Raw genomic sequence first — 14,715 nt, forward strand, 5'->3', positions numbered from 1 at the left:
TTTGTTCAGCAAAAGCCGTTCAATTTTAGGATCTTATAGGCGTCGATCGCAGCCCGAAGCTCGTCCTCCGAATTCCGATCTCCGCTTTCGGCGTCAGGATGGTCCATCTTTGGCCACCATGACAATCTGTGACGGTCGGGTCACGCACACTTTTATCCAAAACGCGCCAGAGCTTCCGCCTCCTGAGAGCCAAGGTCGGGAGGCGTCTTGTGGTGCTGCTGAGTTGTGAAAAGATGAGCTGCCGCACGTTCATTTTCAGAAGCCCGCACGGCACCGTAACGTTAACCGATCCGCCATCGAAATGTGAGATTTGGCGGCATGACCAGCTATGCCCGTGATCCTCTATATCGTCGCCACCGGTTTCCCGCTCAGGTGATTGCCCATGCGGTTTGGCTGTATTTCCGGTTTCCTCTCAGCTTGCGGATGGTCGAGGATATGCTGGCCGCCCGCGGCATCATCGTTTCCCACCAGACGGTGAGATTGTGGGCGGAGAAATTCGGCAGGCATTTTGCCAACGACATCCGGAAGCGTTCAGCCGGAAAGCTCGGCGACAAATGGCATCTTGATGAGACCGTCATCACCATTCGGGGAAAGAAGCATTGGCTTTGGCGGGCCGTCGATCAGGATGGCTTTGTTCTCGACGTTCTGGTGCAAAGCCGCCACAATGCTAAGGCTGCAAAGCGTCTACTCGACACGCAGGAAGTAGTCCTTCGAGCCGCGAAGTTCCATAATGTTCATTATGCCACCAATGTATGTAGCCGGGGTGGTCGATTGGACGTGCGCTGGAAGGGGCATTCCCTTGCCCTACAAGGTGTTCGACAAGGACCAGCGGGTGATCCATGCGGCGATCACCGAGAACAAGCGACTCGGCGATGTTCTGGCCTATATCAAGGAGCGCCAGGAGCAACCGTCGAAGCCGGTGGTGAAGACCAACAGCGAGAAGAACGGCTATGTGCGACGGGCTCACGGTCCGGGACGGCGGACAGATTTTATGAACGACCCGGCGGTGATCGAACGCCGCAAAGCGGCGCTGGCAAAGCTTGACGCTGCCGAGTGAGGCGTCAATCGCATCGTCTCAAAGCTAAAGCCGAAGGGTGCCCCTCACCCGCCCCGATCTGATCTTGCAACCCCGACCAGCCGCTCAGATCGGGGCTGGTCGTCATGCCGTGTGGACACCGAAACGGACATTCTAACTTGTGCAACGGCGGACATTTCAACATCGCTGCCACAATTCATTCATGCGAGGATCCTCTCCCTCCGGCTGCCCATCCCTTCCTAATCGCTGCAAGTTTGCGGTCGCAGCGACGCTCCACGCTCCACTTCCCTTGGAGCGTGTATTTTGTTGCTTGACTCAAGATTTGGTAGAAAGTTTATTTGCAGCGTTCGGGCCGCTGCCCGATGTCCTTTCCACGCTCATCTTTCGGGAGGCGAGCCATGGCAAATCACAAACCAACCGTGCCCAGCGTGTCGATCCACGACTACTCCCCAACGGAAGCCGTCGAAGGCAACCTCCTCGAAAACGCTTCGGACGAAGATGGCGATCTGCTTCAAGTTCAGTTCGTCAACGGCATGAGAATCCCCAACAAAGCCGGTGAGCCCGGATCTCTTACGGTAGAGGGCGCGCACGGAACGCTGACGATTTGGAGCAACGGCAGCTATGCTTACAACGTCAACGACCCGGCAAGCCTCGAGCCTGGTAGCCTATTTTCGGAGAATTTTTCATTCAAGACCTCCGATGGAAAAGGCGGCACTGACGTCAGCAACCTCCACATCGCCGTCAACGCCCCGCCGCAGGGGCTGTATTCTATCGATTTCGAAAACGCCCCCAGGGAATATCCCGGGCAGCCCGATATCGCCTCGGGTTATGCGGGCTTCAAGTTTGGCGACAAACTTGACGGCAATCTCTGGGCGGTCGCCGAAGCGAACGGCAACGAGTACGTCATCAGCAATCCCTACAATCCCTTTTTCAATCACGCTGACGGCAAGCTCTTCACGATAAAGGGCGTCGACGTCGCGACCAATTTCGACCCTGGTTACGAAGGGGTCGATGCCCTTGTAACCTTTGAGGGCTATATCGGTGGCAACAAGGTGAGCGAGATGGCTGTTACGGTCTATGGAGACACGATTGCCGACGGCCAGCATATCTCCTTGGAAGCCCTCGGAGCCGTCGACTTCGTCCGCTTCGATATTCATCCTGACGTAGAGCCGACAGGCTTTCCGCAGCTTGCGTTTGACAACTTCACCGTCCTGGTCTGACCATTGGCAGAAAAGCGGCTTTGCGCGCTCCACGCCAACTGGCCTCCGCCTGGCAATAACCACTCATCATCGCCTGCTTATTGACTGTGCTTCTCGTCAAATATGCAAAGCGCTTCCCAAGGCTTTCAGCGCCGCCTCCATCACCGCTTCGCTGCGGGTCGGATGCGCGTGGATGGTGCCAGCGATGTCTTCCAGGCGCGCGCCCATCTCGATCGCCAGAGCAAAAGCCGCCGAGAGCTCAGAGACGCCTGCCCCCACCGCCTGGATGCCGAGCACGAGATTGGTGTCGGCGCGGGCGACGACACGCACGAAGCCTTCCTCCGAGACCATCGTCATCGCTCGTCCGTTGGCGCTGAACGGAAACTGGCCGGTGCGGATTTCATAGCCTTGCGCCCGCGCTTCCGCCGGCGAAAGGCCGGCGCTGACGATCTCCGGATCGGTGAAACAGATGGCCGGAATGCAGCGCTTGTCCCAGGCGCGCTTCTTGCCCGCGATGATCTCGGCCACCATCTCCCCTTGCGCCATGGCTCGATGGGCCAGCATCGGCTCGCCGGTCACGTCGCCGATCGCATAGATGCCCCGCATGGAGGTGCGGCAGCGGTCGTCGATCCTGAGATAAGGGCCGGCGCGATCGAGATCGAGCTCTTCGAGACCGGAACCTGCGGTTCTTGGCCGGCGGCCGACGGTCACGAGGATCCCGTCTGCCGGCAGGGTCTCTCGGCGGCCATCCGATGTTTCGACGATCAATGCCTCGCCGTTGTCGGTAAGACCGATCGCCTTCGCCTCCGTCAACACCCGGACACCGCCTTCGGTCAGCTTGCGCAGGACGGGCCGCACCAGATCGGCATCATAGAGCGGCAGCACCTGTGGTGTCGCCTCGACGACCGTCACCTCGGAGCCCATCTTGGAAAAGGCCGTGCCGAGTTCCAGCCCGATATACCCGCCGCCGACCACGACGAGCTTCTTCGGCAGCTCCGTCAGCGACAGCGCCTCCGTCGAGGAAATGACGCGGCCGCCGAACGGCAGGTTGGCAAGCTCCACCGGATCGGAGCCAGTGGCGATCACCACGGTCTCGGCGCGGATGATCTGCTGGCCGGTCTCCGTCTCGACCTCCACCGTCTTGCCGTCGCGGAAGTGAGCCCGGCCGTGGACGATCTTGACCCGCGACTTCTGCAGCAACCCCGAGACACCGCCTGTGAGCCGGCCGACGATGCCATCCTTCCAGGCGATCGTCCTGCCAAGATCGATCGACGCGCCTTCGACGCGGATGCCCATCAGGTTCTTGCCGGCGAGCATCTTTTGCGTCGCGTCGAATTCCTCGGCCGCATGGATCAACGCCTTGGACGGAATGCAGCCGACCGTCAGGCAGGTGCCGCCCGGCTTGCCGGCCTCGACGATGACGGTATCGATGCCGAGCTGTCCGGCGCGGATGGCGCAGACATAACCGCCCGGACCGGCGCCGATGACGAGGAGCTTGCAGACAATTTCTTTCATGGCTCAGCCTTCGATGAAAATGAGCGCGGGCGTTTCCAGCAGCGTACGGATGCGCTGCACGAAGGTCGCCGCATCCCAGCCGTCGACGATGCGATGATCGAAGCTGGAGGAGAGGTTCATCATCTTGCGCGGTACGAACTGCGCGCCGTCCCAGACCGGCCGTGTGGCGATCTTGTTGACGCCGATGATCGCCACTTCGGGATGATTGATCACCGGCGTCGAGACGATCCCGCCGAGCGCGCCGAGCGAGCTGATGGTGATGGTCGAGCCCAAAAGCTCGTCGCGCGTCGCCGTCCCCGAGCGCGCCGCTTCCGCCAGCCGGTTCATCTCCACGGCGCAATCCCAGATGCCGCGGGCCTCCGCATGCCGCACCACCGGCACGGTCAGACCGGCCGGCGTCTGCGTGGCGATGCCGATATGCACGGCGCTATAACGCGTAATGATTCCAGCATCGTCGTCGAAAGTGGCGTTGACGTCAGGCTGCCCGGAAATCGCCTTGACCAGCGCCCGCATCAGGAAGGGCAGAACCGTCAATTTCGGATGGCCTTCTCTGCGGTCAGTGTTCATGGTGACGCGCAACTCCTCGAGCGCGGTCATATCAACCTCTTCCACGTAGGTGATGTGGGGGATGCGCGAGGTGGAGAGCACCATCTTCTCGGCGATGCGGCGGCGCAGGCCGGTCAGCTTGATCTCCTCGGTCGCCGTCTTTCTGGCAAAGCCGTTCTTGGCCGTCACAGGCGCCGTTCCCTGAGCCAGGAACTGCTCGATATCTTCGCGCAGAATACGCCCGGCCGCTCCCGTTCCCTGTACTTGCCTGAGATCGACGCCATTTTCCCTGGCGAAGAGCCGCACCGAAGGCGCGGCGAGCGGCTTTTCAGCCGCAGCCGCAGGAGCCGGCGCTGCCGGAGCAGGCTTCGCAGCCTCGATTTTCGTTGTCTCGGCAGCCGGCGCCTGCGAGATCTGCACGGGCTGCGCCTCGCCGGCATCGCCCGCCGTCTCGATCCGCACCAGCGGCGCCTTCACCGCGATACGGTCTCCGACCTCGCCGGCAAGCCAGATGACGGTGCCGTTGACGGGAGAGGGAATTTCCACGGTCGCCTTATCAGTCATGACGGCGGCAATCACCATGTCCTCGCGGACCGGATCTCCGGTCTTCACGTGCCATTCGACAAGCTCGGCCTCGGCCACCCCTTCCCCGACATCGGGCATCTTGATGATGAATTCGCCCACGTTCAGGCCTCCATGACTTCGGCAAGCGCCCGCCCGACACGGCCGGGACCGGGGAAATAGTCCCACTCCTGCGCATGCGGATAGGGCGTGTCCCAGCCGGCAACGCGCACCACCGGCGCTTCAAGATGATAGAAGCAATGTTCCTGCACCAGCGCTGCCACCTCGGCGCCGAAGCCCGACGTCAGCGTTGCCTCATGCACGACGACGCAGCGCCCGGTCTTCGAAACCGATTTGACGATCGTATCGAGATCGAGCGGCAGCAGGCTTCTCAAATCGATCACCTCGGCATCGATGCCGGCATCCTCGGCCGCAGCAAGAGCCACATGCACCATCGTGCCGTAGGCAACCACGGTCACCGCCGACCCCGTGCGCCGCAGTTCGGCCTTGCCGATCGGGATGGTGTAATGACCGTCGGGCACCTCGCCGAGCTCGTGTTTCGACCAGGGCGTCACCGGCCGCTCGTGATGGCCGTCGAAGGGGCCGTTATAGAGCCGCTTCGGCTCCAGGAACATGACGGGATCGGGATCCTCGATCGCCGCGATCAGCAAGCCCTTGGCGTCGTAAGGGTTGGAAGGCACGATCACTTTCAGCCCGCAGACATGGGTAAAGAGCGCTTCCGGGCTCTGACTGTGCGTCTGGCCGCCGAAGATGCCGCCGCCGGTCGGCATACGCACGACGATCGGGCAGGTGAAATCGCCGTTGGAACGGTAGCGGATGCGCGCCGCCTCCTGCGTCAGCTGATCATAGGCGGGATACATGTAATCGGCGAACTGGATTTCGACACAGGGCTTCAGTCCGTATGCGGCCATGCCGATCGCCGTGCCGACGATGCCGGATTCGCTGATCGGCGTATCGAAGCAGCGAGTCCTGCCGTATTTTGCCTGCAGCCCTTGCGTGCTGCGAAAGACGCCGCCGAAATAGCCGACATCCTCGCCAAACACCACGACATCGTCGTCGCGCGCCATCGAGACATCCATGGCGCTACGCACCGCCTCGATCATCGTCATCCTGGCCATGTCAGTACCCCGCCTTCTGCCGCTGGCGGCGGATATGCGGCGGCATCTCGGCATAGACGCCCTCGAAAATATCGCGCACCGAAGGCCTGCCGCCGGCATGCAGCGTGCCATGCGCTTCCGCCTGACGCTGCGCCTCGATCACCTCGTCGGCAATTTCAGCCTCCGCCTGCACATGCCGCTCCTCCGACCATGCGCCCTTGACGATCAAATGTTTCTTCAGCCGCAGCACGGGATCGCCGAGCGGCCAGGCCTCCGATTCCGTCTTCGGCCGATAGGCGCTCGGATCGTCAGAAGTCGAATGCGCGCCGACGCGGTAGGTCACATATTCGATCAGCGTCGGGCCGAGATTGCGCCGCGCCCGCTCGGCCGCCCAGCGGGCGACGGCATGGACGGCGAGATAGTCGTTTCCATCGACCCGCAGCGCTGGAATGCCGAAGCCGAGGCCGCGAGCGGCGAAGGTGCCGGAGCCGCCACGGGCGATGCCTTGAAAGGTGGAGATCGCCCATTGATTGTTGACGATGTTGAGGATCACGGGCGCCTTATAGGTCGAGGCGAAGACGAGCGCAGAGTGGAAGTCCGATTCCGCCGTCGATCCGTCGCCGATCCAGGCGGCAGCGATGCGGCTGTCGTTCTTGATCGCCGAGGCCATCGCCCATCCGACCGCCTGCACATATTGGGTGGCGAGATTGCCGGAGATGGTGAAGAAGCCGTGTTCCTTGGAGGAATACATGATCGGCAGCTGCCGGCCGCGTAAGGGATCGCTCTCATTCGAGTAAATCTGGTTCATCATCTCGACCATCGGATAGTCGTCTGCGATCAGCAGGCCCGCCTGGCGATAGGTCGGGAAATTCATGTCTCCCTTGATGAGCGCCTTGCGGAAGGCGCAGCTGACGGCCTCCTCGCCGAGGTGTTGCATGTAGAAGGAGGTCTTGCCCTGGCGCTGCGCCATCAGCATGCGGGCGTCGAAGGCACGCAGTTTCATCATGTTGCGAAGCCCGGTCAGCAATTCCTCGTCGGAGAGCGACCCTGCCCAGGGGCCGACCGCCTCGCCGTCGCGGTTCAGCACGCGGATGATCGAATAGGCGAGCTCGCGGATGTCTTCCGAAGCGACATCCACCTCCGGCCGTGGCACGGCACCGGCCTTGGCAATCTTGACGTTGGAAAAATCGGGCTGACCGCCCGGGCGGACGGCGGGTTCGGGGACGTGCAGGCTCAAACGCGTGGAATCCACCATGTTTTTTCTTTCCTCCCTTTGCCGGCCATGCGTCCCTCCCCGGAAGCAGGCCGGAGATGTTCTTACAGATTGCGTGCGATCACCATGCGCTGCACGTCGCTCGTTCCCTCGTAGATCTGGCAGATGCGCACGTCGCGGTAGATGCGCTCGACCGGGTAATCGGCCATGTAGCCATAGCCTCCATGGATCTGGATGGCCTCGGAGCAGACGCGCTCGGCCATTTCGGAGGCAAAGAGCTTCGCCATTGAGGCTTCCGACAGGCAGGGCAATCCGGCTTCCCTCAAGGCGGCGGCATGGAAGGTGAGCTGCCGGCCCGCCTCGATCCGCACCGCCATATCGGCCAGGCGGAAGGCAACCGCCTGATGCTCGAAAATCGGCTTGCCGAAGGCCGTGCGCTCCTTGGCGTAGTCGCGCGCCGCCTCGAAGGCCGCCCGCGCCATGCCGACGGCCTGCGCGGCAATACCGATCCGCCCACCCTCGAGATTGGCAAGCGCGATGCGATAGCCTTCACCTTCTGCACCGAGCCTGAGCGAGGCCGGAATGCGCATGCCGCTAAAGGCGATCTGGCAGGTATCGGTGGAATGCAGCCCGAGCTTTTCCTCGACGCGGATCACCTCGTAGCCTGGTGTGTCCGTCGGCACGATGAAGGCCGTGATGCCTTTCTTGCCGGCATTGGGATCGGTGACGGCAAAGACGATGATGACATTGCCGTTTTTGCCTGAGGTGATGAATTGTTTGGCGCCATCGAGCACGTAGTCGTTGCCGTCTCGCCGCGCCCGGGTCTTCAGGTTCGAGGCATCGGAACCAGCCTGCGGCTCGGTGAGCGCAAAGCCGCCGATCCATTCGCCGCTCGCCAGTTTCGGCAGGAACCGCTGCCGCTGCTCCTCGGTGCCGAATTTCAGGATCGGCACGCAGCCGACCGAGCTGTGCACGCTCATGATTGTCGAACACGGCCCGTCACCCGCGGCAATCTCCTCCAGGGCTGCGGCGTAGGCGATAACGCCGGTATCCGACCCGCCATAGGCCTCCGGCACCAGCATGCCGAGCAGCCCGAGTTCGCCCATCTCCTTCAATTCCTCGCGCGGGAAGAGATGTTCCCGGTCGCGTTTGGCCGCTCCCGGCGCCAGCCGGTCGCGGGCAAAGTCGCGGGCGAGATCTGAGATTTGTTGCTGGAGTTCGGAAAGGATCATCTGTTCAACCTCTCGCCTCGTGCCGCTCGATGGCGACGGCCGTCGCCTCGCCGCCGCCAATGCAGAGTGCCGCCATGCCGCGCTTTAAGCCGTAGCGCTCCAATGCCGAAAGCAGCGTCACTAGAATCCGGGCTCCCGATGCGCCGATCGGATGGCCGAGCGCACAGGCGCCGCCATGCACATTCACCTTCTCATACGGCAGGTCGAGATCGCGCATCGCCGCCATCGCGACGACGGCAAAAGCTTCGTTGATTTCGAAGAGATCGACGTCCGAGAGCGCCAGGCCGGTCCGGTCGGAGAGCTTCTGCAGCGCGCCGATCGGCGCGGTGGCGAACAGATTGGGCGCCTGTGAATGGGTGGCATGGCCGAGAATGGTGGCGAGCGGCTTCAGGCAGCGATGCTCCGCCTCGGAACGGCGCATCAGCACGAGGGCTGCAGCACCATCGGAGATCGAGCTGGAATTGGCGGCGGTCACCGTGCCGCCGTCGCGGAAGGCGGGCTTCAGCGTCGGGATCTTGTCGAGGCTGGCCTTGCCGGGCTGTTCGTCGCGGCTCGCCACCTGCTCGCTCTTCCCCGATTTGACCGTGACCGGCACGATCTCGCTTTCGAAACAGCCGTCGGCAATCGCCTTCTGCGCCCGCGTCAGAGAGGCGATGGCGTAGTTGTCCTGCGCCTCGCGCGTGAACTGATAGGCCTCGGCGCAATCCTCCGCGAAGCTGCCCATCAAGCGCCCCTTGTCATAAGCATCCTCCAGCCCGTCGAGAAACATGTGATCCACGACCCGCCCATGGCCAAGCCTGTAGCCGGCACGGGCTCGATCAAGGAGATAGGGTGCATTCGTCATGCTTTCCATGCCGCCTGCGACCGCCACCGAAGCACTGCCGGCGGCGATCAGGTCATGCGCCATCATCACCGCCTTCATGCCCGAGCCACACATCTTGTTGACGGTGCTGGCCGCAGTCGCAAACGGCAGGCCGGCATGGATGGCCGCCTGGCGGGCCGGCGCCTGCCCTTGGCCTGCCGGCAGCACACAGCCGAAAATGACCTCCTCGATCGCCTCGGCCTCGACGCGGCTGCGCTCGAGCGCTGCGCGGATCGCCGCTGCTCCGAGCTCTGGTGCTGTCGCCTCCTTCAACTCTCCCTGAAAGCTGCCAATCGGGGTGCGCGCTGCACCGACGATGACGATGGGGTCCTGCAAAGCCATCTTTCCTCCTCGGGCGACGCTCACCGCGCACCCATCCGCAATGCGCCGTCGAGGCGGATGACCTCGCCGTTCAGCATATTGTTTTCAAAGATATGGCGCACCAACCCGGCAAATTCCGCCGGCCGGCCGAGCCGCGGCGGAAAGGGCACGCTCTTGCCGAGTGCGGCCTGAACCTCGGCCGGCATATCAGCCATCATCGGCGTCTCGAAAATGCCGGGCGCGATCGAGACGACCCGAATGCCGTAACGGGCAAGCTCGCGGGCGACCGGCAAGGTCATCGCCGCCACGCCGCCCTTGGAGGCGGCATAGGCTGCCTGGCCGATCTGTCCGTCGAAGGCGGCAACCGAAGCCGTATTGACGATGACGCCGCGTTCGCCTTCCGCATCCGGCTCCGCATTCCGGATCGCAGCAGCGGCAAGCCGGATCATGTTGAAGGTGCCGATGAGATTGATGCCGACTGTGCGGGCAAAACTCTCCAGCCGGTGCGGTCCATCGCGGCCGATCACCTTTTCGGCCGGCGCGACACCGGCGCAATTCACCAGGCAGCGCAGGCCGCCAAAGGCATCGACCGCCGCGGCGACCACTGCTGCACCCGCCTCGCCATCGGTCACATCCGCCTGGACGAAGCGGACATCGCGCCCGTATTGCCGGGCAATCTCTTCGCCCGCCTGCGGATTGAGATCGGCAATCGTCACGCGCCCGCCCGCCTCGACCAGCGCGCGCACCGTTGCCGCGCCGAGCCCGGAGCCGCCGCCTGTCACGATGAAGCTTGCACCTGGGATTAGCATGAACCTGTTCCTCCCTGCCGCCCGCGCCGTCCCCCAGGCACAACCGGCAGCAGCGATTCTATTCGCTCCACCTATTGCAAGCGATGACAGAACTGCTCCATTATATCGGCCAGTTTTGCCATAGCAGGGATTGATATATGGCCGAGATCGAGCGACGCATGATCGCGCCGGGTTTCGTGGAGGAGGCGCTCGACAGCCTGCGGCGGTTGGGCAAGCCGACGGCGCCGATCCTTGCCCGCGTCAACCTTCCGCCTGTCATCGACCAGCCGGTTTCGGCGGAGACCTATGGCGCGCTTTGGCTGGCGATCGCGGCCGCGCTCGACGACGAATTCTTCGGTATGGGCGCACGGCCGATGCGCAGCGGCAGCTTCACCCTGCTTTGCCATTGCGTGCTGCATGCACCAACACTCGGACATGCGCTCCGCCGGGCGCTGCGCTTTCTCGATGTCGTGCTCGACGATCCCCGGGGACGGCTCGTCATTCGCGACGGCTTGGCTGAGGTCGAGCTCACCGATGCCGGCGAGCCGCGTTCGGCCTTCGCCTACCGCACCTACTGGATCATCCTGCACGGCATCATTTGCTGGCTGGTCGGCCGGCGTATCCCGATCAAGCTCGTCGACTTCCGCTGCGCCGAGCCCCGCCAAGGCGCCGACTACCAGCTCTTCTTCGGAGCACCGGTGCGGTTCTCGCAAGCCATCAGCCGGCTCGGCTTCGACAGCGCCCTGCTCGACCTGCCGATATCACGCAGCGAACAGGCGCTGAAACAGTTCCTGCGCGGCGCGCCTGCCAATATTCTGGTGCGCTACCGTTACGATGCCGGCATCGCCGCCGCCGTCCGCCGGCGCTTGAACCTTGCGACGCCCAATGCCTGGACGAACTTCGCCAAGCTCGCCGCCGATATGCGCATGCCGCCCTCCACGCTCCGCCACCGTCTGCACGATGAGGGGCAAAGCTATGCCGCCATCAAGGACGACATCCGCCGCGACCTTGCCGTCGAACTGCTGCTAAGCACATCGAACACCATCGGCGAGATCGCTGTGCAGCTCGGCTATTCCGAACCCAGCGCCTTCTTTCGGGCCTTCCGGAAGTGGATAGGCAAGAGTCCGGAGGCTTTCCGGCGGGAGGGGTCCGGGGAAAGGAGCGCGAGCGGTAAGATGAGATTCGCGTCATCGGCGACGTCATAGAACGGCGCGACTTGGCGCTGGCCGTCCAACATACTCCCTCATGCCTGTGCTTGTCACAGGCATGAGGGAGGGCATAGTAATTGCCGGCCGAACGAGCCCCGCTGTGGTGTTCTCTGTACGCCGGCGGCGAGTTTGGCAATTACGCCAACCACACTCTCCGTCATCCCAGGCCTCGAGCCTGGGATCCATGCCACGCCTGCCAGTGGATGCGGCGTGGATGCTCGGCTCAAGGCCGAGCATGACGGAGGGTGGGGGTGGGCAGGAGAAACCATTCACAACAGACGCCCGTGTTAGCGACACCTAAAGAGCACTTTGAACCTTCCGCAACCCGCGCTACATATTTCAGTGGGAGGAGTGCCATGTTTGATTTTTCGCTCGGCGACACCGCGGACGCGATCCGTGAAACGACGGCGCGGTTTGCGGCCGATCATATTGCTCCGCTGGCTGCGGAGATCGACGAAAGCAACACGTTTCCGCGCCAGCTCTGGCCCCGGATGGGGGCGCTCGGCCTGCATGGAATCACCGTCGAGGAAGAATTCGGCGGCGCCGGTCTCGGTTACCTCGAACACGTTGTCGCCATGGAGGAAGTCTCCCGCGCCTCGGCCTCGGTGGGCTTGAGTTACGGCGCCCATTCCAATCTCTGCGTCAACCAGATCCGCCGCTGGGCCTCGCCGGAACAGAAACACCGCCATCTGCCGAAGCTGATCTCCGGCGAACATGTCGGCTCGCTTGCGATGTCGGAGGCCGGCGCCGGTTCCGATGTAGTCTCGATGCGCCTGCGGGCCGAACGCAAGGGTGATCGCTATATCCTGAACGGCACCAAGTTCTGGATCACCAATGCGCCGCATGCCGACGTGCTCGTCGTCTATGCCAAGACCGATCCGGCGGCTGGTCCGAGAGGCATTTCCGCCCTCATCATCGAAAAAGGCCTGTCCGGTTTTACCGTCTCGAAAAAACTCTCCAAGCTCGGCATGCGCGGCAGCGACACGGCCGAACTGGTGTTTGAGGATTGCGAGGTGCCGGCCGAGGCGCTGATGGGCCGGGAGGGGGAAGGCGTGAAGATCCTGATGTCCGGCCTCGATTACGAACGCGCCGTGCTTGCGGGCGGCCCGCTCGGCATCATGCAGGCCTGCCTGGATGTCGTGCTGCCCTATGTGCGCGATCGCAAGCAGTTCGGCAAACCGATCGGCGATTTCCAGCTGATGCAGGCCAAGATCGCCGACATGTATGTGGCGCTGAATTCGGCCCGCGCCTATGTCTATTCCGTCGCCCGCGCCTGCGACGCCGGCCGGGCGACACGCACGGATGCGGCCGCCGCGATCCTCTTTGCCAGCGAGAATGCCGTGAAGGTCTCGCTGGAGGCGATCCAGGCGCTCGGCGGCGCCGGCTATACCAGGGAATGGCCGGTCGAACGCTTCCTGCGCGATGCCAAGCTCTACGATATCGGCGCCGGCACCAACGAGATCCGCCGCTACCTGATCGGCCGGGAGCTCATAACGTCATGACGGTGATTTCGACCGCAATCGACCGCGACAGCGACAGCTTCAAGGCCAATGCCGTCAAGAACAGAGCCCTGATCGACGAGCTCCACGCCCGTTCGGCGAAAGCGCGGGAGGGCGGATCGCAATCCGCACGCGAGCGCCACACAAGCAAGGGTAAACTCCTGCCGCGCGACCGCATCCAGCTGCTCCTCGATGCCGGCAGCCCCTTCCTGGAGATCGGCACGCTGGCCGCCAACGGCATGTATGGCGACGAGGCGCCGGGCGCCGGCATCATATCAGGCATCGGCCGCGTTTCCGGCCGCGAGGTGATGATCGTCGCCAATGACGCGACGGTGAAGGGCGGCGCCTATTACCCGCTGACGGTGAAGAAACATCTGCGGGCGCAGGAGATCGCGCTGCAGAATCGGCTGCCCTGCCTCTATCTGGTCGATAGCGGCGGCGCCAATCTTCCGCATCAGGCCGAGGTCTTTCCCGACCGCGACCATTTCGGTGCAATCTTCTACAACCAGGCGCAAATGTCGGCCGAAGGCATTCCGCAGATCGCCTGCGTGATGGGAAGCTGCACCGCCGGCGGCGCCTACGTGCCGGCCATGTCCGACGAAACGGTCATCGTGCGCAATCAGGGCACGATCTTCCTCGCCGGTCCGCCGCTGGTCAAAGCCGCCACCGGCGAGATCATCTCGGCCGAAGAGCTCGGCGGCGCCGAGACCCATGGCCGCCGCTCCGGCGTCGTCGATCATGTCGCGGAAAACGACGAACATGCGCTGCTCCTGGTGCGCGATATCGCAGCCAGCCTCAACAGCGTCAAATCCGTCGATATCGACGTCACGCCGCCGCGCCCGCCGAAACTCGATCCCGGGGATCTCATCGGCCTCATTCCGGATGATGTCCGCTCGCCCTATGACGTGCGCGAGGTGATCGGCCGGATCGTCGACAGCTCGGAACTGCATGAGTTCAAGCCGCTCTACGGCACGACGCTCGTATGCGGCTTTGCCCGCATCTGGGGCATGCCGGTCGCCGTCATCGCCAATAACGGCGTGCTCTTTTCCGAAAGCGCGCTGAAGGGGGCGCATTTCATCGAGCTCGCCTGCCAGCGCCGCGTGCCGCTGCTCTTTCTGCAGAATATCTCCGGCTTCATGGTCGGCGGCCGCTATGAGGCCGGCGGCATCGCCAAGGATGGGGCAAAGCTGGTGACGGCGGTTGCGACCGCGACCGTGCCGAAAGTCACCGTCATTATCGGCGGCAGCTTCGGCGCCGGCAATTACGGCATGTGCGGCCGCGCCTATCGCCCGCGTTTCCTCTTCACCTGGCCGAACAGCCGCATCAGCGTCATGGGCGGCGAACAGGCAGCCTCCGTGCTTGCCACCATCCGCCGCGACGCGATGGAGGCGCGCGGCGAGGACTGGCCGGCCGACGAGGAAGAGGCCTTCAAGGCGCCGATCCGGGCCGGCTACGAGGCCGAGGGCAATCCCTATTATGCGACGGCCCGGCTTTGGGACGACGGCATCATCGACCCGCGCCAGACCCGCGATGTGCTCGGCCTTGCCTTTTCCGCCTGCCTGAATGCCCCGATCCCGAAAGGGCCGCGCTTCGGCCTGTTCAGGATGTGAGGCGGCG

The 14,715-nt window shown here is 63.4% G+C and carries 11 protein-coding genes and 3 pseudogenes; 6 read left to right on the top strand and 8 right to left on the bottom strand.

Annotated elements, in window-relative coordinates; genetic code table 11:
- Window positions 1-5: 5 nt before the first annotated feature.
- A pseudogene (locus tag GR197_RS32220) lies at window positions 6-110 on the bottom strand (molecular chaperone DnaJ); the annotation flags it as partial.
- Window positions 111-318: 208 nt separating this feature from the next.
- On the opposite strand from GR197_RS32220, the pseudogene GR197_RS03530 reads away from it, so the two are divergent.
- The 3 genes and pseudogenes from GR197_RS03530 to GR197_RS03540 form a co-directional block, all read left to right on the top strand.
- Window positions 319-690, top strand: a pseudogene (locus GR197_RS03530) (IS6 family transposase); the annotation flags it as partial.
- Between the two features lie 48 nt (window positions 691-738).
- Window positions 739-1,057, top strand: a pseudogene (locus GR197_RS03535) (ISNCY family transposase); the annotation flags it as partial.
- A 377-nt stretch (window positions 1,058-1,434) separates the two neighbouring features.
- Window positions 1,435-2,256, top strand: coding sequence for an Ig-like domain-containing protein (locus GR197_RS03540; RefSeq protein WP_164006645.1), 822 nt, complete (start codon window positions 1,435-1,437; stop codon window positions 2,254-2,256).
- 96 nt (window positions 2,257-2,352) lie between these two features.
- On the opposite strand, the gene lpdA is transcribed toward GR197_RS03540, so the two are convergent.
- The 7 genes from lpdA to GR197_RS03575 all read right to left on the bottom strand — a co-directional run bounded on the left by lpdA (window position 2,353) and on the right by GR197_RS03575 (window position 10,412).
- Entirely contained in the window at window positions 2,353-3,750 is a 1,398-nt protein-coding gene (gene lpdA / locus GR197_RS03545; protein ID WP_164006646.1) for a dihydrolipoyl dehydrogenase, read from the bottom strand.
- Between the two features lie 3 nt (window positions 3,751-3,753).
- Window positions 3,754-4,980 carry a 2-oxo acid dehydrogenase subunit E2 gene (locus GR197_RS03550; protein WP_164006647.1) on the bottom strand — a complete coding sequence of 409 codons (1,227 nt, stop codon included), beginning with the start codon at window positions 4,978-4,980 and terminating at the stop codon, window positions 3,754-3,756.
- Between the two features lie 2 nt (window positions 4,981-4,982).
- Window positions 4,983-5,996, bottom strand: a complete 1,014-nt coding sequence (locus GR197_RS03555) for an alpha-ketoacid dehydrogenase subunit beta (RefSeq protein WP_164006648.1) — start codon at window positions 5,994-5,996, stop codon at window positions 4,983-4,985.
- Window position 5,997: 1 nt separating this feature from the next.
- A complete protein-coding gene (locus GR197_RS03560; RefSeq protein WP_164006649.1) occupies window positions 5,998-7,230 on the bottom strand; it encodes a 3-methyl-2-oxobutanoate dehydrogenase (2-methylpropanoyl-transferring) subunit alpha in 1,233 nt (410 codons plus the stop codon).
- 62 nt (window positions 7,231-7,292) lie between these two features.
- Window positions 7,293-8,420, bottom strand: a complete 1,128-nt coding sequence (locus tag GR197_RS03565; RefSeq protein ID WP_164006650.1) for an acyl-CoA dehydrogenase family protein — start codon at window positions 8,418-8,420, stop codon at window positions 7,293-7,295.
- A 4-nt stretch (window positions 8,421-8,424) separates the two neighbouring features.
- Window positions 8,425-9,624, bottom strand: a complete 1,200-nt coding sequence (locus tag GR197_RS03570; protein WP_164006651.1) for an acetyl-CoA C-acyltransferase — start codon at window positions 9,622-9,624, stop codon at window positions 8,425-8,427.
- Window positions 9,625-9,644: 20 nt separating this feature from the next.
- On the bottom strand, window positions 9,645-10,412 hold the full coding sequence (locus GR197_RS03575; protein WP_164006652.1) for a 3-hydroxyacyl-CoA dehydrogenase: 768 nt from the start codon (window positions 10,410-10,412) through the stop codon (window positions 9,645-9,647).
- 137 nt (window positions 10,413-10,549) lie between these two features.
- Between GR197_RS03575 and GR197_RS03580 the strand changes: the two genes are divergently transcribed.
- From GR197_RS03580 to GR197_RS03590, 3 genes are all read left to right on the top strand, one after another.
- Window positions 10,550-11,596 (top strand): AraC family transcriptional regulator, encoded by a 1,047-nt coding sequence (locus GR197_RS03580; protein WP_164006653.1) that lies wholly within the window; start codon window positions 10,550-10,552, stop codon window positions 11,594-11,596.
- Window positions 11,597-11,955: 359 nt separating this feature from the next.
- Entirely contained in the window at window positions 11,956-13,101 is a 1,146-nt protein-coding gene (locus GR197_RS03585; RefSeq protein WP_164006654.1) for an isovaleryl-CoA dehydrogenase, read from the top strand.
- The gene (locus GR197_RS03590) at window positions 13,098-14,708 is read left to right on the top strand and encodes a carboxyl transferase domain-containing protein (protein WP_164006655.1); all 1,611 of its coding nucleotides are present in this window, start codon (window positions 13,098-13,100) and stop codon (window positions 14,706-14,708) included. Before GR197_RS03585 ends, GR197_RS03590 begins: the two co-directional genes overlap by 4 nt.
- The last annotated feature ends 7 nt before the right edge of the window (window positions 14,709-14,715 follow it).

This window comes from Rhizobium phaseoli, from assembly GCF_010668805.1.
In the GTDB taxonomy this organism is placed as follows: domain Bacteria; phylum Pseudomonadota; class Alphaproteobacteria; order Rhizobiales; family Rhizobiaceae; genus Rhizobium; species Rhizobium phaseoli_A.

What these genes read in the sequence shown, in the direction of transcription:
- GR197_RS03580 (WP_164006653.1), top strand. Translation starts at nt 10,550, where the DNA reads ATGGCCGAGATCGAGCGACGCATGATCGCGCCGGGTTTCGTGGAGGAG.
- GR197_RS03560 (WP_164006649.1), bottom strand. Translation starts at nt 7,230, where the DNA reads ATGGTGGATTCCACGCGTTTGAGCCTGCACGTCCCCGAACCCGCCGTC.
- GR197_RS03590 (WP_164006655.1), top strand. Translation starts at nt 13,098, where the DNA reads ATGACGGTGATTTCGACCGCAATCGACCGCGACAGCGACAGCTTCAAG.
- GR197_RS03565 (WP_164006650.1), bottom strand. Translation starts at nt 8,420, where the DNA reads ATGATCCTTTCCGAACTCCAGCAACAAATCTCAGATCTCGCCCGCGAC.
- GR197_RS03570 (WP_164006651.1), bottom strand. Translation starts at nt 9,624, where the DNA reads ATGGCTTTGCAGGACCCCATCGTCATCGTCGGTGCAGCGCGCACCCCG.
- GR197_RS03555 (WP_164006648.1), bottom strand. Translation starts at nt 5,996, where the DNA reads ATGGCCAGGATGACGATGATCGAGGCGGTGCGTAGCGCCATGGATGTC.
- GR197_RS03575 (WP_164006652.1), bottom strand. Translation starts at nt 10,412, where the DNA reads ATGCTAATCCCAGGTGCAAGCTTCATCGTGACAGGCGGCGGCTCCGGG.
- GR197_RS03540 (WP_164006645.1), top strand. Translation starts at nt 1,435, where the DNA reads ATGGCAAATCACAAACCAACCGTGCCCAGCGTGTCGATCCACGACTAC.
- GR197_RS03585 (WP_164006654.1), top strand. Translation starts at nt 11,956, where the DNA reads ATGTTTGATTTTTCGCTCGGCGACACCGCGGACGCGATCCGTGAAACG.
- lpdA (WP_164006646.1), bottom strand. Translation starts at nt 3,750, where the DNA reads ATGAAAGAAATTGTCTGCAAGCTCCTCGTCATCGGCGCCGGTCCGGGC.